Raw genomic sequence first — 23,290 nt, forward strand, 5'->3', positions numbered from 1 at the left:
CTGATTGATGTTTGCACAGGGTTCTGTGTAGCGGGAGGCAGGGACGCTACACGCATGTAAGTGGAGTACCCGGCATCGCCATGACCAACACTGTTCCCAACAAGTCCACTGCCCCTTCGCCCTACGCGGCGCTTCCGCCGCTCGTGGGCTGGGCCTTTTTCCCGCTGGGCTTCTTTGCCCGCCTGCCCCTGGCCATGCTGACCATCGGCTCGATGACCCTGCTGATCGATTCGACTGGCTCCTATGCCGCCGGCGGCATGGCCGCCGCCATGGTGGGTCTCGGCTCGGCAGTGGGTGGCCCTACCATCGGCTATCTCTCCGACCGCCTGGGCCAGCGCCGCGTGCTGCTGCCCGTCGCCGTGCTCCAGACAATCTTCATCACCGCACTGCTGTGGTTCGGCGGTGCCGGAGAGCTGGCGCCGTTGGGTGTCATCGTGCTTCTGGCGGTCCTCGCCGGGGCCTCCGGCCCGCAGGTCGGCCCGTTGGCCCGCGTGCGCTGGATGGCGCTGACCCGGAAGCGGGACACCGGTGGACGCGAACTTTCGGCGGCGCTGAGCTACGAGTCGATGGTCGACGAGCTGGGCTTCGTGCTCGGCCCGGCAGCCGTGGGACTCTTCGCCGCACTGGTCGCCCCCTGGCTCCCGCTGGCCATCGCCGCGGTGCTGACCCTGGTGCTGGTGCCGCTCTTCGCAGTGCACCGCACCGAAAAGGCCGTCGTGCCGGCGGTGAAGAACGCCGTGAAAGTCAGGCTCACCGCGCACCAGCTGACCGGAATCTCCTTCGCGGTCATCGGGATGATCGGCATGGGTACCTTCTTCGGTTCCAGCGCCGCCGGCACCCTGGCATTCGCCGGGGCGTTGGGCAACGCGAACATCGGCGGACTGCTGTACGCGGCGGTCGGGTTCACCTCCGCCATTGCCGCGCTCTCGGTGGCGTTCTGGCCCAGCGGGTGGCCGCAGGCCAGCCGCTGGCTTGCTGCGTCGATCTTCATGGTCCCGGCGGCCCTGGCGCTGCAACTGCCCGGGGAACTGGGCCCGATGATCGCCGCACTGCTGGTGGTGGGCATCCCGGTTGGCCCGGTCCTGGTCACCATCTTCACCCTCGGTGGGGAAATCGCGCCGCGGGCACGCCTCTCCACGGTCATGACCCTGCTGTCCTCCGGCATCGTGGTGGGCACCGCGATCGGCAACTCCCTGGCCGGACTGCTGGCCGATGCGTACGGCTATGCGGGTGCGTATGCAGTGGCCGCAGGCGCGGCCGGACTGCTCCTGCTCGCCGGCATTGCCATGGCGATCCTGCGCGCTGCCCAACGCAGGTCGATGATGCGCGGCACCGGCCCGCGTTCCTAGGACCGGAGCGGTAAACGAAAAAGAGGGTGGTGGTTCGGAAGGAAAATCCTTCCGAACCACCACCCTCCGTCGTGGGCCCCTTGGTGTCAGCCGAGCTCGGCTTCGATGGCGCGGGCAGCGGCCTTCAACCGTTCACCGATGGCGGCAACCTCGTTTTGCCGGGACCCGGTGCTGTAGACGACGGCAACCGCCGCCGGCAGCTGCCCCGGCACCGTGACGGGCGCCGCCACAGAGGACAGACCGGGAATGACCTCGTCGATGCTGGTGGCGTAGCCCAGGGCGCGGGCCTCGGAGGCGATCTTCCGGTACGGTGTCTCGTGGTTCAGCGCCGCCCACTGCTCCTCGGTGAGTGTTGACTGCATGGCAATGCCCGGGGCCCCGTGCCCGAAGGGATGGCGCGAGCCCGGGCGCTGCACCACCGCTGCGTGCACGTGGCGCGGCTCCACCGTGACCAGCGTGGTGCAGTCGGGCTGGTCCCACACGGCAATGAAGGCGCACATCTTCAACTCATTGGCCAGGAGCGTCAGCTCCGGAAGCGCCGCGCTCTGCAGGTCCCGTTGCACGCTGCTTGCCAGCACGGCAAGGCCCGGGGCGCCGTGCACCCGGCCGGACTCGTCGCGGGTGACCAGTCGGTGGGATTCCAGGGTGCGCAGGATCCGGTAGGCGATCGAGCGGTGCACGCCAAGATCCTCGGCGAGCTCGGCAATGGTCATGGGCCCGTTGGCCTCGGCAAGGATCTCCAGCATGCGGATGCCGCGGGAGAGTGTTTGTGATGCCGGTGCGGTGGTGCTGGTGGCGGTCATGGGGGCCGGTGCCGTCCTTCGGTGGGTTGGCGCCGCGTGGCGCTGCCCGTGGGGGTTGTGGGTCAACCCGCGCTGGGTTATGGTGCAAATACTATTCTTTATTGGAACTGCTCGTTCGATATTAGAACATTTGCCGCGTGAATGCGAGGGGCCGGCGGGAATGGGAAGCAGGAGCACGCCATGATCGTCCCGGGCAAGGACGAAATTGCCGAGGGTGGCGTTCCGCGCCGGATCGATGCCTCCACGTTGCCACATTTCCGCGGCAGCCTGGGTCGTTTTGCCACCGGCGTGGCCATTGTGACCTTTGACGGACAAAGCAAGCGCCACGGGATCACGGTGAATTCGTTCACCTCTGTCTCCATGGACCCGCCCCTGGTGCTGGTTTCCATTGCCCGGTCCACGAAGGCCCACGATGAGCTGGCCAACCGGTCGTTCACGGTGAACATCCTCGGCGCCGAGCAGATGGACCTTGCCCTGCATTTCGCCGGCCGCCCGAGCCACGATCCGGTCTGGATCGAGGGGGCCACGGCCCCGCGGCTCGCCGGCGTGCTCGCCTACTTCTCCTGCGCACCGTGGGCCGCCTACGACGGTGGTGACCACACGCTCTATCTGGGCGAGGTCCGCAACTTCAACTACCGCCGCGGCGACGCGCTGGCCTTCGCCAATGGGTCCTTCACCACCATCCCCGAACGCCACCTGGGCGTCGAGGAACTGCTCTAGTCCACCGCCGATCCGGAAGCACCGCCACTACTCAAGAGGGGTCTTGAACATGGGAATCAGAACCGGGGCGCAGTTCCTGGCCAAGCTGGACGCGATGCGTCCGCACCTGGTCATCGACGGGGAGGTGGTCTCCGAAAACCTCACCCGGCACCCGGCCTTCAGGCAGCTGGCGCTCACTTACGCGAAACTCTTTGACATGCAACACGACCCGGCCCACCGGGACGCGCTGACCTACGAATCGCCCACCACCGGGGACCTGGTCAATGCCTCTTTCCTGGTGCCGCGCACGCCGCAGGACCTGGCCCGGCGGCGGGCGGCGACAGCCACCTGGTCCGAGTATTCCAACGGCTTCCTGGGCCGGACCGCCGACTACATGAACGCCGCCCTCACCGCCCTGTCCACCGCCAAGACGTTCTTTGCACAGGGCGACCCGGTCTTCGGGGAGCGCATCGAGGCCTACTACGAATTCGCCCGCGAGAACGACCTCTTGGCCACGCACACCCTGATCCCACCCCAAGTCAACCGTTCGGTCTCCGGCTCCGAGCAGCTCGGCGGCCAGCTCACCGCGCGCATTGTCGAGGAACGGGCAGACGGCATTGTCATCAGCGGTGCCCGGATGCTCGCCACCGTCGCCCCGATCGCCGACGAGCTGCTGGTTTTTCCCTCCACCGTGCTGCGCGGCACCCCCGAGGACGCTCCCTATTCCTTTGCCGTGGCCGTGGCCAACGACGCGCCCGGGTTGCGCTACCTCTGCCGCACCGGGCTGCACAACGGCGGCAACACGCATGACGAGCCGCTGGCAGCCCGCTTCGACGAGATCGACGCGGTGGTGGTGTTCGACGAGGTGTTCATCCCCAATGAGCGCATCTTCATGCTCGGGCGCCCGGAACTCTGCAACGCCTGGTATACCGACACCGGAGCCGGCGCGTTGATGACGCACCAGGTCGTCACCCGCACCGTCGCCAAGTCCGAGTTCTACCTGGGGCTGGCCTCGGAGATCGCCGGAGCCATTGGCATCGACGGCTTTGCGCATATCCAGGAGGATCTGGCGGAGTTGATCCGCAACGTGGAGATCGGCAAGGCGCTGGTGGTCGCGGCCGAGGCGCAGGCGGCCCCCAGCGTTGACGGGGTGCTGTTGCCGCATTGGGAAACGCTGAATGCCGCCCGCAACTGGTATCCGAAGATCTCCCAGCGCTTCCCGGAGATCATCCGGAAGTTCTGCGCTTCGGGCCTCATGGCGCTGCCCGGCGAAGCGGACCTGGAGGTTGCGACGGAGGATATCGCCAAGTACCTGCAGGGCAAGTCCCTGACGGGGTCCGAGCGGATCCGGCTGTTCAAGCTCGCCTACGACGCCTCGATCACCGGATTCTCCGGTCGTCAGGCACTCTATGAATACTTCTTTTTCGGCGATCCCGTGCGCATGGCCGGAGCCATGGTGAACAGTTACGACCGCGAGCCGATGCGCCTGCGAGTGCGCGAATTCCTGGGCCGGGAGGATTGAGGAACCACCGCGGAAACGCCTTCGCCCAAGACGCCGGATTGCCGGCGCATCCGGCGCCGGGCATTCCCCGCGCAAGGGGAGGAACAGCCGAAACCCAAATTGACGTGAGCGGAGTCACGATGATGGGTTACCATGGACAAAGCACTTTACCGTCCGAACGGTCGGTATGATGCCTACACTCGTCCACCGCACCTAGCACCGAACGCAGGAGTTCTCCCATGGCTTCCTCATCCCTCGCGGCAAGCAGCAAACGTTCCGAGGAACGTCGTGTCCTTGCCGGCACATTGGTTGGCACCACCATTGAGTGGTACGACTTCTTCATCTTTGCCCAGCTCACCGCGACCTTGCTGACGCCGCTCTTCCTGCAGCCGTTGAGCGTGTCCAACCCGGGCCTGGGGCAGATCCTCGCCTTCGCAATGATCGGCATTTCCTTCCTCTTCCGTCCGCTGGGCGCTATTGTGGCAGGCCACCTGGGTGACAAGTACGGACGCAAGCGCGTGCTGGTCGCCACCCTGATCCTGATGGGCGCGGCCACCGCGCTGATCGGCCTCCTGCCCACCTACGCCACCATCGGCCTGTGGGCTCCGATCCTGCTGGTGCTCCTGCGCATCATCCAGGGTTTCTCCGCCGGCGGCGAATGGGGCGGCGCGGCATTGATGGCTGTGGAGCACGCCCCGAACAACAAGCGCGGCTTCTTCGGCGCCTTCCCGCAGATCGGTGTCCCGATCGGCATGATCATTGCCACGGGCATGTTGTACCTGCTGCGCACCTCCATGAGCCCGGAACAGTTTGCCGCCTGGGGCTGGCGCGTGCCGTTCCTGCTCTCGGTGGTGCTGATCGTCGTTGGCTACCTGATCCGAAAGGCCGTCGAGGAATCCCCGATCTTCAAGCAGCTCGCACTGCGCAAGGCCTCGGAGCACACCCCGCTGAAGCAGCTCTTCCAGACCAACACCAAGGAAGTCATCCAGGCAGCCTTGATCTTCATCGCCAACAACGCCGCCGGCTACCTGGTCATCGCCTTCTTCATCGCCTACACCACCCGGGTGCTGGAGATGCCGACGGCACCGGTGCTCCTGGCCACCACCATCGGCTCCGTCGGCTGGCTGATCTTCACCCTGGTCGGTGGCTGGCTCTCCGACCACTTGGGACGCCGCAACACCTTCCTGATCGGCTACGGCATCGTCTTCGTCTGGATGATCCCGATGTTCCTTTTGATCGAGACCCGAAGCGTCTTCCTCTACGGTGTTTCGATCTTCATCCTGACGGTCGGCCTGGGGCTGTCCTATGGCCCGCAGTCGGCCATGTACGCCGAAATGTTCCCGGCACACATCCGCTACTCGGGCATCTCGATCGGCTACGCTCTCGGCGCGATCCTCGGCGGTGCCTTTGCATCGACCGTCGCCGAGATCCTTCTTCAGAGGACCGGCTGGTCCGGCTCGATTGCAATCTACATCATGGTGCTCACCCTTATTTCGATGGCGGCAGTCATCTGGGTGGGCGAGACCAAGGGCCGCAACCTGCACGTCGAGGACATCGACCCGGAGCTGCAGGCGGCACACGATGCCAAGCACCGAAGCCAGGAAGCCTAGCAAATAGTCCTCTCGCGCACCTGCGCAGCATGTAGCAAGGGCCGGCCGGTTCCAGTTCCCCGTTGGGGAGCGGGACCGGCCGGCCCCTTTTTGGTCCCGGCGGCAGAAGGCCGCCCGTCCCCGGCTACCTGCGGGGGACCAGTGCCGTGATCTCGTAGTCGGCGATCGAATCGAACCGCGAGTAGAAGGCGCTGACGGAGTGGAACACCCTGGGCGTGATGGCGCAGATGAACTCGTCAACCAGCGGCTCGACTTCCTTGCGGGCCACCGCCGGGGCCACCGGAACCGCGACCACGATACGCCCGGCACCGGCCTCGCGCATCAATTCCACGGCGGCCAACATGGTCGCCCCGCTGGCCATCCCCTCGTCGACGAGGATGACGGTGCGTCCGGAGACCGGCAGGACGACCGGGCTCACGAGCCGGGCACGCAACTCCTCCAGCTCCAGCCGGGCCGCCTTCTCCACCCCGTCCAGGATTTCCTTCTCGAAGCGCAGCTGCGCCGAGTCCCAAACGCCCTCGATGTACTTCAGCGACGTGTGCTCTCCATGGGCGGCCAACGCGGCGAAGGCGATGTCGGTGCGTTCGGGCATCACCAGGCGGCGAACCGCCAGCACATCGAGTTCAAGCTCCAGCCTTGCGGCGACCTCTGCCGCCACCGGGACCCCGCCGCGCAACAGTCCAAGCACCAACGCGTTGGGGTCCTTGGCGTACCGTTGCAGGTCGACCGCCAGGAATTCGCCGGCGGCCGTGCGGTCCGAGAAGCGGGTGGGGGCAATGTGTTCGGGTGTCATGTCACTAAGTCTGCACCCCGGCACGGCGGCTTGGGGAGCAAGCCACGATTTCCCACCTCTTTGCAGGCCAAAAGCCGGTTTTCGGGGCTACCATGTGACCATGAAGCGACCTGGAGCCCTGGTCATGATTGCTGTGATGGCCTTTGCGCTGTCGGCATGTTCGACGGGTCCCGGCGCCGAAGACCCCGAGGCAACCGTGTCCCGGGACGTGGGACCGTACGGTCTTCCCCCGGCAAGCAACACCCCTCCGGCGCAGGGCCCGTCGGCTTCCGCCACCGAGGAAACATCGAGTGCGGAGTCGGAGCGGAGCGACGCCGACGCTGCGGTCATTGGCCAATGGGGCGGGGCCTCAGAGGGGGCTCCGGTGCTGTCGTTCGCGCCCGAGGGCCGGTTCAATGGGCATGACGGGTGCAACACGCTGACCGGCTCGTGGACGGGAGCAGGACAGGCATTCGAACTGCACGAGATGACCATGACATTGATTGGCTGCCCGGGGATTGACACGTGGCTCTCGAGGGCCGCCGCCGTGGAGGTGGATGGCGAGACCCTGAGGGTCACCGACAAGGACGGCAAGGACATCGGAACGTTGCCGCGCCTGAACGTGGCCGGCTGATTAAGGGAAACGGGCTGCGGGCCATGGGCCCAGACCCAGACCCTGCGGTCGATTCCCCCCGCTATTCCACGAGCATCCCGTGCTCCAGATGGATCCGCCGTCCGGCAAACCTGGCGCGCAGCGCCCTGTCGTGGCTGACCACCACGACGGTGCCCCCGAAGGAGTCCAGCGCCAGTTCCAGGTCATCGCCGAGGGCCGGGGACAGGTGGTTGGTGGGTTCGTCCAGCAGGAGCAATTCCGCCGGCCTGGCGAACAACCGCGCCACATCGAGCCTGCGCCGCTGCCCCAGGGACATCTCAGAGATGCGCATGGTCAGTTCCTCCGGCCGGAAAAGTCCCAGGGACAGCAGCTGCCCCAGGTCCTCGGCGAGGTCCCGGCCCGAGCCGAAGCAAAAACCCTGGGCCGCCATCCAGTGCCCGGGCCAGGCGTCGGGTTCCTGGCGCAGGTATCCCACGGGCCGGCCGACGCGGCAAGTGCCGGAGGGGGGAGCCAGGACCCCGGCGATGACGTCCAGCAATGTCGACTTGCCGGCGCCGTTGGGCCCGGTGAGCAGGACCTGTTCACCGGGTGCCAGCAGCAGGTGGTCGATGGCGAGGCGCCCCGGAACGTTCACGCCGACGAGTTCGACCGCAGACGGCGCGACCTCGGCCCCGGAGTCGGCCACGGCCGCCGGACCCGGGGTGAAGCGCAGCGGCTCGAGGGGAAGCTGCGCCTCATGTGCCCGCAACTGCGCCAGGCGCGTCTTCGCCTGGCGCAGCGCGGCGGAGGATCCGTGGGAGCGCTCGCGCGCCCGGAACGCACCGTGGCCGAATCCGGGTTTCTCCGTTTTCCGGGGGATCTTGGCCACCGCGCCTTCGGAGCGATCGGCCATGCGGGCTGCCTGTTCCAGTTTTTCCTGCCATTGTTCCCGGGCCAGGATGATGGCCCGGCGCTGTGCCGCCTTGGCCCGCAGGTAGCCGTCGTAGCCATCGGCATGGCGGGTGGGTACGCCGCGGTCCAGCTCGAGGATCGCATCCGAGACCCGCTTGAGGAACAAGCGGTCGTGCGTGCAGAACACCACGGTTCCGGGATGGGTTGCCAGCCGGTGCTCCAGCCACTCCAGACCGGCGGTGTCAAGGTTGTTGGTGGGTTCGTCGAGCAGCAGCACCTCCGGATTCGCCGCCAGCGTGGCCGCCAGCGCCAACCTGGACCGTTCCCCGCCGGACAGCGTGTCGAAGCGCCTCCCGCCCGCGATGCCGCCGGTGCCCAGCCGGTGCGCCGAGGCGGCCAGGCGCTGCCGTGCCCCCGCGCCGTCCCGGGACTCGTGGAGATCCGCCAGAAGCCCGTATTCCGCCAGTGCCCGGGGAAGCTGGGCCTCGGAGGCAAGAGCCAGCTGCGCGGCGGCAGCCTCGATCCGTGATTCAAGGTCCCTGAGCCAGGCCATGGCATGGTCCAGGAAGTCCGCGACGGTCCATCCCGGTTCGAAGGACGGCTGCTGCGCCAGGTAGCCGAATCCTCCCGCCGCTTGCAGGGTGGTGGTCCCGGCGTCCGGGGCCAGGTCGGCCGCGAGCAGCCGCAGCAGGGTGCTCTTGCCGGCGCCGTTTTCTCCAATAATCCCCAGCCGCTCGCCGGGACGCACCGAGAAGTCCAGGTCGCGGAACACCGGGTGCCCGGGATGGGAGAAGCTGAGGCCGTGAAGGGAAAGTTGGGTTCGCATGGTCGATGTCTCGTGTTTCCGCGCAAGGCCCGGCTGCCGGTGGGCAGGCGTGGCCGCGCTCGCTGTAATCATTAACGGTGGGTCGCGCGGTCCACGGACCCCTGGTGGGCGGACAGACGCGGAACTGCGGCGGACCGAACGCACGTGCGGGTGAGCGCACGGTCGGGCATCACCGGATTACAGGAAGAAAGACAACATGGGCCAAAGATAACAACGGGGACAGGGTGTTGTCGAGGATCATGCCGGGGTTGCCGGGGCTAGGCCCGGCGCTGGCGGATGACACCGTAGGTCCCGGCCACCACCGCGGCGCCCAGGATGGAAGGCACCCAGGTGCGCAGGTTCAGGAATTCGCCGATTCCGGTGCCGAAGGCCATGGCGGCCAGCCAGCCGCCGGCGACGGCACCGAGGGCCCCCAGGAGCAGGGCGGCCGTCCAGCCATGGTGGGCTCGGCCCGGCATGATGTTCTTGAACAGGGCGCCGACAATGAGCCCCAGGACGATCCAACCAAGCAACCCCATCGAGTTCCCCTTCGATGCAGCGGATACCCGGGCCCGCGGCCGGTGGCTCCGGCCGGCGAGTGTGCACCGGTGGGCAACAACCTACGGCGTGTTCGCACCGGAGGCAATGGACATCCAGCGCGGGCAACGGGGTGCCGGCGGGATGCCGGGACCGGCTAGTTGGCCTCCCGGGCGTCGTGGTGCCCGCGCGCCTCGAGCAGCAGCCGTTCCACGGCGTCCTCGTCGACCTGCGAAAAATCCTCGTAGTGGGATCCCACCGCGGAAAACTCCCGCGGTGCCAGCAGGCAAATGACCGAAGAGGCACCGGCCATGGAACGGGCCAGGATGCGCGGCGCGACGGGCACCGCGACGATGACCTCCTGGGCCCCGCACTGAGTCACCACGTCCACGGCGGCATGCATGGTGGCACCGGTGGCCAATCCGTCGTCGCACAACACCACCTTCGCCCCGGTAATGTCGGGCGCGTAATCGGCAAAGCGCCGAGCGAGCCGATCCAGTTCCGCTGAGGCGCGGGATTCCACTTCCTCCAGCACAGCCTTCGCGCGGGAACCGAGTACATGCTGGTGGACGGTGCGCACCATGTAGCGGCCCCGGCACGAGCGGTAGGAGGCGACTGCCCCGAAGGCGACCTCCTCCTGTTGCGGCACTCCCAGCTTGCGCACGGCCAACGCGCCGAGCGGTGCGCCCAGCCTTGCGGCCAGCGCCGCCGCGACGGGGATCCCGCCGCGCAGCAGGCCCAGCACGATGCTCCCGGAACCCATCCCGCGCTTAACCAGGTGCTCACCTAACAGCGCGCCGGCCTGGTCCCTGTCCTGGAACTGCGGTCCTGCTTGCCTGTCCATGTATCCAGTGTGCTCGGGTTTGGGGCGGGAGTGAAGACCCGGGCAACCCGGGTCCGCGGAAGCCTGCCCGGTGACTTCGCCCCGGCCCGGGAGTACCGTGGGATCCACGCTTCACGCCGTCCCGCCCCACCCGGGGCACCAACCGCACGCACGAGGGGAACACCATGTCTAGGCTGATCTACACGTTTCTCGCATCCTTGGACGGCTACATCGCCGATGAGGCCGGGGTATTCGACTGGGCCTATCCGGGGGAGGAGGTGCTTGACTTCATCAACGCCACCGAGCGCGGGGTCGGCACCTACCTGTATGGGCGGACCATGTACGAGATGATGACCGGCTGGGAGAACGACCCTGACCTGGCCGCGGATTCGCCCGGGAACGCCGAGTTCGCCCGGATCTGGCAGGCGGCCGACAAGGTCGTCTTCTCGAGCACGCTGGAGGCCGTGTCCACCAGGCGCACCCGGATCGAGCGCAGCTTCGACCCCGGGCTGGTCCGCTCCCTCAAGTCGTCGGCGGACCTGGACCTGAACATCTCCGGTGCCCGGCTGGCGGCGGAGGCCTGGCGGGCGAACCTGATCGACGAGTGCCAGGTGTATGTCGCACCAATGCTCGTCGGCGGCGGCAAGCGGATGTTCCCCGAGGGCATCCGCCATTCCCTGGAGCTGCTCGACGAGCGGCGCTTCGACAACGGCATGGTCTTCCTGCGCTACTCCGTGGGGCACTGACGCCGGGCCTCACCGTCCTGCGCCCCGAGCCCGGGGCGTCGGCTGGCGCGAGGGAAAAGCCGAAGGGCAGGAAAAACGGAAGGGCCGGTGTCGGTACGCACCATCGGATGATGATGCGCACCGACACCGGCCCGTTTCATGCGCCAGGGCGCATGCGGGTGGAGAAGGCCTAGAGCTGGTGGCCCATCTTGAAGCCGACTTCCTCGCCTGGATCGCCGGTCAGTGCGTCGCCCGGTGCACGGGTGTAGGAGAAGCCGTCGGCGCCGACGGTCACCTCCATCTCCGAGGAGTGGGTGCGCTGGATGACGTCCTGCGGCTTGCCGTCCAGGTCCAGGACCAGGGAGGCCTCGGTGTACCAGGACGGGACAACGGGGTTGCCCCACCAGTCGCGGCGCTGGTTGTCGTGCACGTCCCAGGTGATGACCGGGTTGTCCGGGTCGCCGGTGTAGTAGTCCTGGGTGTAGATCTCGATGCGGTGGTCATCGGGATCCAGGATGTAGAGGTAGAACGCGTTGGAGACGCCGTGGCGTCCCGGGCCCCGCTCGATGCGGTCGGACATGCGCAGCGCGCCCATCTTGTCGCAGATCTGGATGATGTTGTGCTTCTCGTGGGTGGAGAAGGCCACGTGGTGCATGCGCGGGCCGTCGCCGCCGGTCAGGGCGGTGTCGTGCACGGTGCCCTTGCGGTGCATCCAGGCGGCGTAGGTGACGCCCTGGTCGTCCTGGATGTCCTCGGTGACGCGGAAGCCCAGGTCCTCGAGGTACTTCCGTCCCTGCGGGACATCCGGGGTGACCTGGTTGAAGTGGTCAAGGCGGACCAGTTCGCCGGCCGAGTACAGGTCGTAGCGCATGTGCAGGCGTTCGACGTGCTCGGTCTCGAAGAAGAACTCGTAGGGGAAGCCCAAGGGATCCTCGACGCGCACGGAGTCGCCGATGCCGCGCACGAAGCCTTCGGTGCGGCGCTCGGTGCGGCAGCCCAGTTCCTTGTAATACGCCTCGGCGGCGTCAACGTCGGCGTTGGAGCGCACGCGGTAGGAGAATGCGGCAACCGCGGCAATCGGGCCGAGGGTCAGCACCAGGTTGTGGTGGATGAACTCCTCGAAGGAACGCAGGTAGATCTGCTTGTCGTCCTCGTAGGACACGTGCAGGCCGAGCAGGTCCACGTAGAAGGCACGGGACTTGGCCAAATCGGTGACCACGATTTCCATGTACGCGCAGCGCAGGATATCGGGAGCCGGGACGGAGGGCTTGGGGATGACGTTGGACATGATTCGCTCCTTTGCGGAAAAAACTGGAAAAGCGGGGAGGGGGAAGAAGTTAGGCGCCGAACTTGGGGGTGTGGACCTCACCGAGGGTGATGTGCACCGCCTGCTGGTCGGTGTAGAAGTCGATCGAACGGTAGCCGCCCTCGTGGCCCAGGCCCGAGGCCTTCACGCCGCCGAAGGGGGAGCGCAGGTCACGCACGTTGTGGCTGTTGAGCCAGACCATGCCGGCCTCGACGTTCTGCGCGAAGTTGTGCGAGCGCTTGAGGTCGTTGGTCCAGATGTAGGCGGCCAGGCCGTACCGGGTGTTGTTGGCCAGTTCCAGGGCCTCTTCGTCGGTGTCGAAGGGGGTGATTGCCACGACGGGTCCGAAGATCTCTTCCTGGAAGATGCGGGCGTCCGGGGCGACGTCAACGAACACGGTCGGGGCGACGTAGGAGCCGTTTTCCTGGCCCTCGGGCAGGTTTTCCGGGCGTCCGCCGCCGGCCACGATACGGCCCTCGGTCTTGCCGATTTCCACGTAGCTCATGACCTTGTCGTAGTGCTCCGGGTGGACCAGCGCGCCGACCTGGGTTTCGGGATCGTGCGGGTCGCCGACCTTGATGTTCTTGGCGCGGGCGGCATAGGCCTCGACGAACTTCTCGTAGATCGGGCGTTCGACCAGGATGCGGGAACCGGCGGTGCAGCGCTCGCCGTTCAGCGAGAACACGCCGAAGAGGGTCGAGTCGATGGCGGCGTCGAAGTCCGCGTCGGCGAAGACGATGGCGGGGGACTTGCCGCCCAGCTCCATGGACATGCCCTTGAGGTTTTCGGCGCAGTTGCGGAAGATCAGTTGGCCGGTGGAGGACTCGCCGGTGAAGGAGATCAGCGGAACGCGCGGGTGCTTGACCAGTGCGTCGCCTGCTTCCTCGCCGATGCCGTTGACCAGGTTGAACACGCCGTCCGGGAGGCCGGCTTCCTTGAAGATGGTGGCCCACAGCGAGGCGGAGAGCGGGGTGAACTCGGCCGGCTTGAGTACCACGGTGCAACCGGAGGCGATCGAGGGGGCGAGCTTCCAGGACTCAAGCATGAACGGGGTGTTCCACGGGGTGATCAGGCCGGCGACGCCGATCGGCTTGCGGTTCACATAGTTCAGCTGCGATCCGGGGACCTTCAGCGCGGTATCGTGCTGGGCGACGATCAGGTCGGCGAAGAAGCGGAAGTTCTCCGCGGCGCGCTGCGCCTGGCCCCGGGCCTGGGTGATCGGCAGGCCGGTGTCGAAGGTTTCCATCTCGGCCAGGCGGTCTTCCTGGGCGACGACGGCGTCGGCGATCTTGTAGAGGACCTTGGCGCGGGCCCGGGCGCTCATCGTCGGCCACGGGCCGTTCTTGAACGCCTCGGTGGCGGCGGCGACGGCTGCATCGATGTCGGCCTTCTGGCCGGCGGCCGCGGTGGCGTAGGTCTGGTTGGTCACGGGGTCCAGGACCTCGAAGGTTTCCCCGCCGATGGAATCGACGAACTGGCCGCCGATGTAGTGCTGCAGGTGGGTCGGAAGGTTCTCGGGAACGAAGTGCTTGCTCATGAACTGGCTCCTTGCTGGATGGGGTGGGGGCGTCGTATGGAAGATGTGTGTGGCTGCCTAGAGCGGTGAGGCCGGGAGGTTGGCCGCCGCCAGGTAGGCGTTCAGGGTGGTGGTGCGGTGGGCCCGGGCGGCCTGCTCGATCTCGGCCGCGGGGGCCTTGGCCTCGATCAGGTCCAGGAGTCGGGCGTGTTCCCTCACCGATTCCCGGGCGCGGCCCGGGATGTGGGTGAAGGAGGAGGAGCGCATCACCGCCAGGCGGTTCCAGCCGCGGTGCACCAGATCCAGGATGTGCGGATTGGGGCAATTGCGGTAGAGCACCTGGTGGAACTCGTTGTTCAGTTCGGTGAAGCGCGGGGCGTTGAAGTCGACCAGCAACTCGGCCATGGCCTGGTTGATGGCCCGGGCCGCTGCCAGCTGGTCCTCGTCGATGAACGGGGCGCTCAGCGCGGTGGCCGCTCCCTCGATGATGGCCAGGGTCTGCATGGTGTGCAGGTAGAGGGTGGTGTCGGCTGCCGCGACCATGGCCCCGACGTTGCGCTCGAAGGTGACCAGGCCCTCGGCCTCGAGCCGGCGGATGGCCTCGCGCACCGGAACCACCGAACAGCCAAGCTCCGCGGCAATGGTGCCGAGCACCAGCCGGTAGCCGGGGGAGAAGGTTCCCTCGGTGATTTTCTCGTGCAGCAGCCGGTAGGCCGACTCTGATTTGCTGGGGGCCATGTCGGGTCCTAGAATTCCGGTTCGCCGTCGGCGACCCACTGGTTGTACTTGGCCTTCCAATCGGCGTTCATCGGGAACAGGCCCTTGATCTCGGCGCCGTTGGACACGTGCTTGAACACGAAGGTGTCCTGGCGTTCGGACTCGACGACCTCCTCGGCGATCTCGGCGGCCAGGTGCGGCGGGATGACCAGGATGCCGTCGGCGTCGGCGATGACGATGTCCCCGGGGACGATGGTGGTGCCTCCGCAGCCAACGGCCACGTCGGTGTCCCACGGCACGTGCTTGCGCCCGAGGACCGCGGGGTGCGCGCCGTTGTGGAACGTCGGGATGTCCAGGGCGGCAACGGCGTCGAGGTCGCGGACCCCGCCGTCGGTGATAATGGCCTCGGCGCCGCGGACCTGGGTGCGCATCGCCAAGATGTCGCCCAGGGTGCCGGAGCCCTTTTCGCCGCGGGCCTCCATGACCAGGATCTCGCCCGGGCCGATGTCGTCGATGACGCGCTTCTGGGCGTTGTAGCCGCCGCCGTGGGTCTTGAAGAGATCCTCGCGGTTGGGCACGTAGCGCAGCGTGCGGGCGGTGCCGATGACCTTCGTCATGCCCTTGGTGGCCTGCAGTCCGTCGACCGAGACGTTGTTCAGTCCGCGCTTGCGCAGCGCGCCGGAGATCGTCGCGGTGGCCACGGACATGAGCTTGGCCTTGACCTCGTCGGTCAATGCGGCCTTGCCGGTGATCGGGGTCTCGATGCCTGCGTCGGCGGCGGTGCCGAAGGCGTCGATGCGGTCCGCGTCGGTGATCTTGGGCTGGTTGCCGAAGGCCGCGAAGGTTTCGGTGCCTTCCACCACCGTGGTGGCCAGGCGTCCGGTGGACAGGCCCGCGGCCTCGTCGTCGACCTGCACCTCGACCACGTCGCCAGGCACGATCACGGACGATCCGGCCGGGGTCCCGGTGAGGATCACGTCTCCGGCCTTCAGCGTCATCTGCTGGGAGAGGTCGGCGACGATCTGCGCGAAGGAGAAGATCAGTTCCTGCGTGGAAGCGTCCTGGGCGATCTCGCCGTTGACCCAGGTGCGGATGCGCAGGGCGTCGGGGTTGAGGGAGGCCGCCGGGAGCAGCACCGGGCCCATCGGGGTGTAGCCGTCGCCGGACTTGGAGCGGATGTTCGATCCCTTGTCGGCGTACTTCATGTCGTAGACGCCCAGGTCGTTTGAGGCCGTCACGTATCCGACGTGGCCCCAGGCCTGCTCGACCGTAACGCGGCGGGCGTCGGTGCCGATGACCAAGGCGATCTCGCCCTCGAAGGCAAGGAGTTCGGTGCCTGCCGGGCGCTCAACGGTGGAGCCCGTGCTGGCCAGCGAGGAAGACGCCTTCATGAAATACGACGGGAAAGCAGGGGTGCGGCCGCGCTGGGCTGCCCTCGAGGAGTAGGAGAGGTGGACCGCAAGGACCTTGCCGGCCCTGTCAAAGATGGACTGGTCGACCTCGACCAATTCGGTGGCTGTAGCGTCGCTGCTCACGGTTTCCTCCTGTTGTGTATGAAATCGTATACGATCTAGTGTGACCGGGGTCTCCGTGAATGTCAAGGCCTGGGCGCGGGGCGATGGTTCGGATCCACTGGCGTGGGGTTCGCCGGGGCGCGGGCGGGCGGATTAAGCGGCTTCCGTCGCCAGCCGGTAAGCGGGACCGGACGGCGCCGGCCCCCGGCATTTACCGTGCAGCCGGGGTCCGGTCCAAGAGCAGGTCGTACAACTCCCGGTGGGCCCGGGCGATCTCGAGCCGCTGCCGACGGCGCCCTTCCGCATCAAGACCGGGCAGGTCTTCGGCCCGCAATACATCCCGGATCGCGTTCAGGAGTGATTCTTCATCCACGCCGGTCGGTGTGGTCCTGAATCGTGCAACCGAAGGGTCCTGGTCCGCATAATGCCCACAATCGGGCGCGACCACCGGTGTGCCGACATCAAGGGCCGCTTCGAGCCAACCGGAGTGGGTGCCAAAACGGTAGGGCAAGACACAGGCATCCAGCGAGGCCAGGTAGTCGAAGAGTTCCGGTTCGCTGAAGTACTCGTGGGACCGCAGTTCCCAAAGCCCCAGGTTCACGCCGTCGTGCAGCTTCCCGGCCAGCGCGGGCCGGTATTCGTCGCTGGCCGGATCCAGGGGCTGGGAATGGATGTTGACCTGGAGCACCGCGGAGGGGAGCCGGGCCACTGCGCGGGCCAGCGGATCCAGGATGGCGGTGTCCATGTTGGGTCGCAACCCCTTGAGATGCACGCCGATCCGCTTCATCCCACCCTTAAGCCCGGTCGCTGCTTTCTTCCGACGGGCGGCGCGGATCCGGTCCATGGTTCCGAAGTCCACGACGTGGGGGTGCGGCAGCACCTGGGCCTCGGCACCCCAACGGCGACGGATTTCCCGCGCGGCCCCCGCGGTGAGCGTAATCAGCTTATCCGCATGGGGTATCAATACGTCGAGCAATTCAACATGCGCCGCAGGGTCGGGCTGATGCGGGTTGACCAGATCGTGAACCGTGTAAACCAAGGGCTTGCCGAAGTGCCGCAATTCGGCGACCAGCTCTCGCAGGTGGGCCGGGTCCGCGGCGTCGAATCCGAAATGAACATGCATCAGGTCAAAGGAGTCATGGTTGGCGCGTACCCAGTCGGCCGAGAGCATCGCCGGCGGCCACCATCCGGATTGCGCTGATCGCACGCCGTCGACAGGCGGGGGATCGGGCAGGCGGAACACCCCGGCTCCCGACGAATCGACGGCCTCAAGGTGGCGGATATAGATCTGGTCGTGCGGAATTGATGCGACCCTGACCACGGGGTTGGATGGTGTGCCGCTCATGTGTTCCTCCTCGGCGCTGCTGGATGTGTACCGGTTCGGTGCCGGCCGGTGGTGTGTCGACGTAAGCTGGGTGCAACCCGACGGATGGTGTCCGGTGCCTTCGCGGCGCGATGGCCGGCAATCAAGGAGGCAGCGTGGAGGCACGAAATTTTTCGGTACTGGTGATCGCCCACGGGCGGGCCGGACACCTGCGCAACCTGCTGGCAGGTGTGGAGCGCTCGGCCGAGCTTCCCTGCGAAGTGGTGCTCGTCTACATGAATGAGCCGGACCCGGAGCCCGTTTCCTGCACCGTGCCGCTGCGGATCCACCATGTCACCTCGCATCCCGGCGAATCCGGCCTGCCGCTGGCCCGGGCCCGCAACACTGCCGCAAGCGCGGCGGACAGCCCGAATCTGGTGTTCCTGGACGTGGACTGCATTCCTTCGGACACGCTGTTCACCGCACTCCTGGACGCCATTGAGGGGGAACCGGTGCTGGCCATGGCTGAGCCCCGGTACCTTCCGGCCCCGCTTCAGGCGGGCTTCGGAATTGATGATGCCGCGTTGCTTGGCGCCTCCGTCCCCCACCATGCCCGGGCGAACCTGGCAGGGGGCGGGGAGCGCTCCCGCCACGAAATGTTCTGGTCGCTCGGGTTCGCGATCAAGGCCGGGATCTTCTTTCGCATGGGCGGATTCGACGAGGGCTTTACCGGCTATGGTGCCGAGGACACCGATTTCGCCTTCAGGGCGCGCAAGCAGGAAATCCCCATGTGCTTTGTGGCCGAGCCGCTGTTCCACCAGCACCACGGCGTCCACAAGCCGCCGCTGAACCACTTCGAGGCCATCATTGCCAACGCCCGGAACTTCCACGGGCGCTGGGGAACCTGGCCCATGGAAGGCTGGTTGGGCGCATTCGCAGAAATGGGGCTGATTCGGTGGGATCCGGAAGGGAGCCGGATCGATGTGATGAGAAAGCCCGGAGCGGCTGAAGTTGAGGCGACCCGCAGCAACGACCCCTACTAAGGCGCGGTTCATGCCACTGCCGCTTTCAGGCAGGCGGCAAGCATCGCCTCCAATGCGTCGGCGAAGCTTGCTGGGCTGACAAACAGGGCATCGGCCAGGGCACCTTGGGTCGTGCCGACGGCGCGTTCCAGCAGGGACGGCCAGTCTGCGGGTTCCTCCCACGATCCAAGCATCGGGATTCCCGCGACGCCTTCGAGGGCTCGGGCAAAGTGGAGTTGCTCGTCATGAGGCCTTTCCTCCGGGACCAGCATGACCGGTCGCCCAGAGGCAGCAGCTGCTGCAACGGCGTTGTGGCCCGCTGAGCTGATGACGAGGTCGGCCGCGGCCATCGCGCGGCCGGGGTCGGGCACCACGCCGTGCAGCAGCAGGTTTTCCGGCAGCCTCGTCCCGTCCTCTTCCACCGCCCCGGCGACCTCCCATAGCCATTCGGGTGAGGCCGCGGCCGCCGCGGCCAACCGCCGTGCCGGAATCGCGGAGGCAAGTGAGGTCTGCACCAGCACTCGACGGCGGCCCGATGGCGCTGCAGGGGGGTCGCTCGGCGCAGGCAGGGACCCGGGCACACCCAGATAGTGGCTCTTGTTGCCGAACGCCGCCAGATGGGAGGGATCCTCGAGTGTTGCGGGAAAATAGCCGAAGATGGCATCGGCGACCTCGTAGGCCAGTTCGTGTGCCCGGTCCCGGCGCTCCCCGGGCATGCGGCGGAAGGCGACGGGATAGCCGCTGAGGCGGGCAAACAATGCCACCTCCACGGATACATCGACCATGACAACATCCGGGACAAACCGTGCCCACGCCCGGTTCAGCATGGCAAAGCGCTCTTGGATGCCAGGGCCGACCGGGGCATAGTGCAGCGGGTCTCCGGCCCGCATCTTGCCGGGGTGTTGCAGGGGCCCGGCGTCGGCCGGCAAGGCGACGTAGTCCAGTTCACCGAAGAGCAGGTCGCGGCGGCGTTCCCCGGTGCTGGCCACCTGCAAATCCACTCCCTCCAGCTCCGCCAGCCGCTGTGCATGGCGCAAATGTCCGGTGCCGTGGTGGTGGGCGTAGTAGGAGACCCTGTAGTTCACGAATACCGTCCCAAAGCGCGGTGCGGCACGGGTGCAACCGAACGCAAATGCCCTTCATAGGCATCGATCATGGAATCCAGCGAGAAGGTGCGGGCGCTGTCCCGCACCTTCGTCCGCTCCAGGTCCTTGGCCAGGATGACAGCCCTTGCAAGCGCCTCGGCGTCATGGCCCGTGGCCAAGACCCCGGAGTCTGCGGTGATGATTTCGGCCATCGCCCCGGAGGGCAGCGCTGCCACCGGGGTGCCGCATGCGATCGCCTCCAGGGTGGTGAGCCCAAAGGGTTCTTCCCACAAAGGCGAGGAGATGAACACCTGGGCCGTGGCAACCATGGTGCTCAGGTCCCGTTGGTCAAGGTGCCCGAGGTAGGTGATGTCCGCATCCAGTTCCGGTTCAATCAAGGCGGTGAAGTAGTCCCGGTCCTGCACCGGCCCTGCGATCCTCAGCTTCATGTTGGCTGCCCGGGCGGCCGCTATGGCCAGATGGGTTCCCTTTTCCGGGGTGATGCGCCCGGTCCAGGCCGCGGTGCCCGGAATCGACTCCGCGTCGGAGTGCCAGGTCTCCAAGGCGATGCCGTTGTGGACCACGTCGATCTCCGGCAGCCACCGGCGCCACGCCCGGGCGTTCGCGTGTGAGACAGTGACGTGGCGGTGCATCGGGTCCGGTGTCCACCCCGGGGTGCCAAAGATTCCTGCCAGTCTCGGCAAGACCGGGGTATGCAGGACATGCAAGGTCGGTATTGCGGCCAGTTCCCTGTGGGGTATGGGACTGAGCGAATTGTTCAGGACGACGTCGAAGCGTCCCGCACGGATCTGTCCGGTGGCCTGCGCCATGGCGCCGTCCAGCATCAGGTGTTGCCGGTTTCGCCCGTCGCTTTCAGGATAGCCCTCCACGATGTAGGAGCGAGCCAGCACGGATTCGACACGGCAGGTTGCCTCGCTGCCCGTCTTGGCAAAGAGCGTGACCTGGTGGCCTCGGTCGGTGAGGCCCCCAACCAGGTGTGCGGTGTGCGATTCCATGCCGCCGGCAAAGGGCGGGACGATCGCATGGTGCAGGTGCGCCAGGACTGCGATCCGCAAAGGGTCGCCTGCTGGGCGGGTATCGAGAATCATTTACGCATCCGCATTGAAAGCTGTCTCCTTCGTTGAGGCACCGGCCGGTGGATCACGTCCACACAGGGCATCGTGGAATCGTGGTGTTCCGTCAGGATATGGTCACGAGTCGGGACTCGGATAGCTTTTCGCAACCCGTCGGAGGAGACCACGGACGCGTCGTGGGTGGCCCGGCGGTTCGTATCGGACGGTGACTTGGCAGCAGGACTGCGCGCTTGGCCACGTGCCAACCATTCGAATCGCTTGGAGGCAACCCAACCCCAGGGCGACAGTCGAAGCGGGAAGGACCCTTGTCACCATGGCAGTACGTGCAGATTCCTTGGCACGGCCCCACAAGGACAGTAGCGTGGGGAACGCGACGTTGGGTTGGAAGCTGCGGGCACATGGCCGGGGGAAATCGGTCGGAACGGACCTCCGGTCCGGAACGTAAGTCGCCCACATCGCCACCAGGCACGTGAAATCCCGAAGCTACGAAGGAGGCACCACATGTCAACGACACCACGGAATCCAGGCTCCGGGCCCGAGGACGAATACCCCGAGGACGCCTCGGGTCTAGGCACCGATGGGTTGTCCGAGTTGGACTCCCTCGACGGGCCCGAAGACCCCGGCACCGTCGACCCGTTTCAGGACCCCGACTACCTGGCCGAGCAATTGCTGGGAGCTGACGATGTCCAGCCGGGGACCGGAGACACCGCAGCCCGTGACGTGTCCTCCGAAGGACAGGACGGAACCCGCGCGGCCCAGCCGGACGCCGGTGACCTAGAAGCGGACGGCTCCGGATCCGACGCGTCGTCGGGGGACGAAGACCGCTTCGACGCAGGGTAGCCCGATGTCCACGCAGTCGGCCCGCAAGACCATCGTCGGCCTGATAGCTGACACCGGAATGCCGCTGTCCCTGGCCGTGTCGCTGAAGGACTCGCTGCCCGCGCAGTTGGTATCGGACCTGGACAACGGTGCGGGCTGGGAGGTGGAAGTCGCCGAATTCTCGCTTCCCTTGGCCGGTAACGGCGAGGTTGAACTCAATGCCCACTCGCGCCAATTGCGCGAAGCGGGCGGTTGGGACTACTTGGTGTACCTGACGGACTTGCCACAGTATGAAAGGGGCGAACCCCTGACATCCAGCGTCAACGCCGGCTCCGGATCCGCCATTGTGGTCTTGCCCGCATTGGGGATAGTCCGAAAGAAACGACTGCAGCGTGCCGTGGTCCAAGCACTGGCGGCCCTGCATGGGGTCGGGGATCCCTACTTGCGGGACGACGGGCGGGTATTGCCGGCCGTGGACCCCTTTTCCCTTGAGCGTAGGATCGAGGCCGCCAAGACGGACGACGATGCCTTCGAAACCGTCAAGGGCATAATGGGCAGGTTGCTGCTGCTCATCGGCATGGTGCGCAGCAACCGACCGTGGAGGCTGGTGCCCAGCCTTTCCTCGGCGATGGCCGCGGCCTTGGCTACGGGTGCATTTGGCGTTTTCTACACCAACATCTGGACCATGGCGGACTACCTCCCACCCCAGCGCCTTGCCATCATCAGCCTGCTTTCCGTTGTGGTGATGGGTTCGTGGCTGGTGTTGCACAACAGGCTCTGGGAACGACCCGTCGGGAATCGCCACCGTGAGAAGCGTGTCATTTACAACCTGGCGACATTGATGACCATTGCCTCGGCGATTCTCCTGATGTACCTGGTCTTGTTTGCCATCATCCTCACCGGCGCGCTGATCATCATCGATGCCCGCTTCCTGGCCATGGAATTGGGCCATGAGGTGGGGTTCGGGGAGTACCTGAATTTGTCGTGGCTTTCGGCATCCCTGGGCACCATTGCCGGAGCCGTCGGATCGAGCTTGGACAACGAGGAATCCGTGCGGAAGGCGACCTTCAGCCAGCGCGAGTACGAGCGCCGGCAAATCACCTTGGACAAGGCCACGGACAGCGAGAACTGACGAGGCCGAACGAGGCCAAACAGAAGCAGACAACGAAGGAGAAAAAATGAAACTGGTCACCAAGGCCCTGGCAATCGGCATCTCGATCATTGCCGGACTGGTCGCGGCAAAGATCTCCGGCGCCATCTGGAAAGGGGCCACCGGCGAGCAGCCGCCGAACGTCACCAACCCCGAGGCCCAGCAACGGGCAAAGATCGGCAAGGTACTCGCCTTCGCTGTCTTCTCCGGCGCCAGCGCATCAATCATCCAGGCCGTCACCAAACGCTGGACCCAGAAACTCGTGGAAAAAAAGCGCACCCTCTAGACCACGCAAAAAGAGACAAGGAGATCGACCATGGAACGACACGAAAATGATCGGCACGACGTGACCGGGCAGCCGCAGGAATCGGACGAGGACGAAATGCCCGACGCCGGTGAAGTTGATCGGCCTTCGACGGAAGAAGAGATCCAACCGGGGATCAACCAGGATCTGGGCGCGTCGGAGGCTTCCTCCGAGACGCAGGAGGAAGCCTCCGGTTCCGACAAAGAGTAGGGAATCGACCGAAACGAACGCCCCTGCGTACATGGTGGCCGGAAGCCGGGCCTGCCTCCACGAGGACCATCGCCCTGCCATGGCCAAGCGTGTGCGCATTCATTGAACCCCCAGGGGGTTTG

General features: G+C 66.4%; 23 protein-coding genes. 11 read left to right on the forward strand and 12 right to left on the reverse strand.

The window, feature by feature from the left end; genetic code table 11:
• Positions 1-80 precede the first annotated feature (80 nt).
• Positions 81-1,349, forward strand: a complete 1,269-nt coding sequence (locus OIU93_RS06700; RefSeq protein ID WP_264269309.1) for an MFS transporter — start codon at positions 81-83, stop codon at positions 1,347-1,349.
• 86 nt (positions 1,350-1,435) lie between these two features.
• On the opposite strand, the gene OIU93_RS06705 is transcribed toward OIU93_RS06700, so the two are convergent.
• Complete coding sequence (locus tag OIU93_RS06705) at positions 1,436-2,152, reverse strand: IclR family transcriptional regulator (protein ID WP_264269310.1); 717 nt, start codon at positions 2,150-2,152, stop codon at positions 1,436-1,438.
• Positions 2,153-2,332: 180 nt separating this feature from the next.
• Between OIU93_RS06705 and OIU93_RS06710 the strand changes: the two genes are divergently transcribed.
• The 3 genes from OIU93_RS06710 (at position 2,333) to OIU93_RS06720 (ending at position 5,962) form a co-directional block, all read left to right on the forward strand.
• Entirely contained in the window at positions 2,333-2,872 is a 540-nt protein-coding gene (locus OIU93_RS06710; protein WP_264269311.1) for a flavin reductase family protein, read from the forward strand.
• Between the two features lie 49 nt (positions 2,873-2,921).
• The gene (gene hpaB, locus OIU93_RS06715) at positions 2,922-4,373 is read left to right on the forward strand and encodes a 4-hydroxyphenylacetate 3-monooxygenase, oxygenase component (RefSeq protein ID WP_264269312.1); all 1,452 of its coding nucleotides are present in this window, start codon (positions 2,922-2,924) and stop codon (positions 4,371-4,373) included.
• A gap of 218 nt (positions 4,374-4,591) precedes the next feature.
• Entirely contained in the window at positions 4,592-5,962 is a 1,371-nt protein-coding gene (locus OIU93_RS06720; protein ID WP_264269313.1) for an MFS transporter, read from the forward strand.
• Positions 5,963-6,086: 124 nt separating this feature from the next.
• Here OIU93_RS06720 and OIU93_RS06725 read toward each other — a convergent pair whose 3' ends face one another.
• Positions 6,087-6,755: a phosphoribosyltransferase gene (locus OIU93_RS06725; protein ID WP_264269314.1), complete on the reverse strand. Its 669-nt coding sequence runs from the start codon at positions 6,753-6,755 to the stop codon at positions 6,087-6,089.
• Between the two features lie 100 nt (positions 6,756-6,855).
• Between OIU93_RS06725 and OIU93_RS06730 the strand changes: the two genes are divergently transcribed.
• Positions 6,856-7,368 (forward strand): META domain-containing protein, encoded by a 513-nt coding sequence (locus tag OIU93_RS06730; RefSeq protein WP_264269315.1) that lies wholly within the window; start codon positions 6,856-6,858, stop codon positions 7,366-7,368.
• Between the two features lie 61 nt (positions 7,369-7,429).
• Here the strand turns inward: OIU93_RS06730 and OIU93_RS06735 are convergent, their stop codons facing one another.
• From OIU93_RS06735 to OIU93_RS06745, 3 genes are all read right to left on the reverse strand, one after another.
• Entirely contained in the window at positions 7,430-9,064 is a 1,635-nt protein-coding gene (locus OIU93_RS06735) for an ABC-F family ATP-binding cassette domain-containing protein (RefSeq protein ID WP_264269316.1), read from the reverse strand.
• Positions 9,065-9,321: 257 nt separating this feature from the next.
• Positions 9,322-9,582 carry a GlsB/YeaQ/YmgE family stress response membrane protein gene (locus OIU93_RS06740; RefSeq protein ID WP_264269317.1) on the reverse strand — a complete coding sequence of 87 codons (261 nt, stop codon included), beginning with the start codon at positions 9,580-9,582 and terminating at the stop codon, positions 9,322-9,324.
• Between the two features lie 155 nt (positions 9,583-9,737).
• Positions 9,738-10,424 carry a phosphoribosyltransferase gene (locus OIU93_RS06745; RefSeq protein ID WP_264269318.1) on the reverse strand — a complete coding sequence of 229 codons (687 nt, stop codon included), beginning with the start codon at positions 10,422-10,424 and terminating at the stop codon, positions 9,738-9,740.
• A 164-nt stretch (positions 10,425-10,588) separates the two neighbouring features.
• Between OIU93_RS06745 and OIU93_RS06750 the strand changes: the two genes are divergently transcribed.
• Positions 10,589-11,149: a dihydrofolate reductase family protein gene (locus OIU93_RS06750; RefSeq protein ID WP_264269319.1), complete on the forward strand. Its 561-nt coding sequence runs from the start codon at positions 10,589-10,591 to the stop codon at positions 11,147-11,149.
• Positions 11,150-11,318: 169 nt separating this feature from the next.
• Here OIU93_RS06750 and hpaD read toward each other — a convergent pair whose 3' ends face one another.
• From hpaD to OIU93_RS06775, 5 genes are all read right to left on the reverse strand, one after another.
• On the reverse strand, positions 11,319-12,416 hold the full coding sequence (hpaD, locus tag OIU93_RS06755) for a 3,4-dihydroxyphenylacetate 2,3-dioxygenase (protein ID WP_264269320.1): 1,098 nt from the start codon (positions 12,414-12,416) through the stop codon (positions 11,319-11,321).
• A 49-nt stretch (positions 12,417-12,465) separates the two neighbouring features.
• A complete protein-coding gene (gene hpaE, locus OIU93_RS06760) occupies positions 12,466-13,971 on the reverse strand; it encodes a 5-carboxymethyl-2-hydroxymuconate semialdehyde dehydrogenase (protein ID WP_264269321.1) in 1,506 nt (501 codons plus the stop codon).
• 57 nt (positions 13,972-14,028) lie between these two features.
• Positions 14,029-14,688, reverse strand: a complete 660-nt coding sequence (locus OIU93_RS06765; RefSeq protein WP_264269322.1) for a GntR family transcriptional regulator — start codon at positions 14,686-14,688, stop codon at positions 14,029-14,031.
• 8 nt (positions 14,689-14,696) lie between these two features.
• Positions 14,697-16,202 (reverse strand): fumarylacetoacetate hydrolase family protein, encoded by a 1,506-nt coding sequence (locus tag OIU93_RS06770; protein WP_264269323.1) that lies wholly within the window; start codon positions 16,200-16,202, stop codon positions 14,697-14,699.
• Between the two features lie 190 nt (positions 16,203-16,392).
• Entirely contained in the window at positions 16,393-17,526 is a 1,134-nt protein-coding gene (locus OIU93_RS06775; protein ID WP_264269324.1) for a glycosyltransferase, read from the reverse strand.
• 134 nt (positions 17,527-17,660) lie between these two features.
• On the opposite strand from OIU93_RS06775, the gene OIU93_RS06780 reads away from it, so the two are divergent.
• A complete protein-coding gene (locus tag OIU93_RS06780; RefSeq protein WP_264269325.1) occupies positions 17,661-18,527 on the forward strand; it encodes a glycosyltransferase family 2 protein in 867 nt (288 codons plus the stop codon).
• A gap of 8 nt (positions 18,528-18,535) precedes the next feature.
• Here the strand turns inward: OIU93_RS06780 and OIU93_RS06785 are convergent, their stop codons facing one another.
• Complete coding sequence (locus OIU93_RS06785) at positions 18,536-19,591, reverse strand: glycosyltransferase (RefSeq protein ID WP_264269326.1); 1,056 nt, start codon at positions 19,589-19,591, stop codon at positions 18,536-18,538.
• Positions 19,588-20,700 carry a glycosyltransferase gene (locus OIU93_RS06790; protein WP_264269327.1) on the reverse strand — a complete coding sequence of 371 codons (1,113 nt, stop codon included), beginning with the start codon at positions 20,698-20,700 and terminating at the stop codon, positions 19,588-19,590. The genes OIU93_RS06785 and OIU93_RS06790 overlap by 4 nt, the downstream gene beginning before the upstream one ends.
• Positions 20,701-21,186: 486 nt before the next feature.
• Here OIU93_RS06790 and OIU93_RS06795 point away from each other — a divergent pair, with 486 nt between their 5' ends.
• The 4 genes from OIU93_RS06795 to OIU93_RS06810 are packed head-to-tail and all read left to right on the forward strand — an operon-like array spanning position 21,187 to position 23,168.
• Entirely contained in the window at positions 21,187-21,525 is a 339-nt protein-coding gene (locus OIU93_RS06795) for a hypothetical protein (RefSeq protein ID WP_264269328.1), read from the forward strand.
• 4 nt (positions 21,526-21,529) lie between these two features.
• Complete coding sequence (locus OIU93_RS06800; RefSeq protein ID WP_264269329.1) at positions 21,530-22,636, forward strand: hypothetical protein; 1,107 nt, start codon at positions 21,530-21,532, stop codon at positions 22,634-22,636.
• A gap of 46 nt (positions 22,637-22,682) precedes the next feature.
• Positions 22,683-22,940, forward strand: a complete 258-nt coding sequence (locus OIU93_RS06805; RefSeq protein ID WP_264269330.1) for a DUF4235 domain-containing protein — start codon at positions 22,683-22,685, stop codon at positions 22,938-22,940.
• Positions 22,941-22,970: 30 nt separating this feature from the next.
• Positions 22,971-23,168, forward strand: coding sequence for a hypothetical protein (locus OIU93_RS06810; protein WP_264269331.1), 198 nt, complete (start codon positions 22,971-22,973; stop codon positions 23,166-23,168).
• The last annotated feature ends 122 nt before the right edge of the window (positions 23,169-23,290 follow it).

The organism is Paeniglutamicibacter sp. ZC-3 (assembly GCF_025847175.2).
Taxonomy (GTDB): Bacteria; Actinomycetota; Actinomycetes; order Actinomycetales; family Micrococcaceae; genus Paeniglutamicibacter; species Paeniglutamicibacter sulfureus.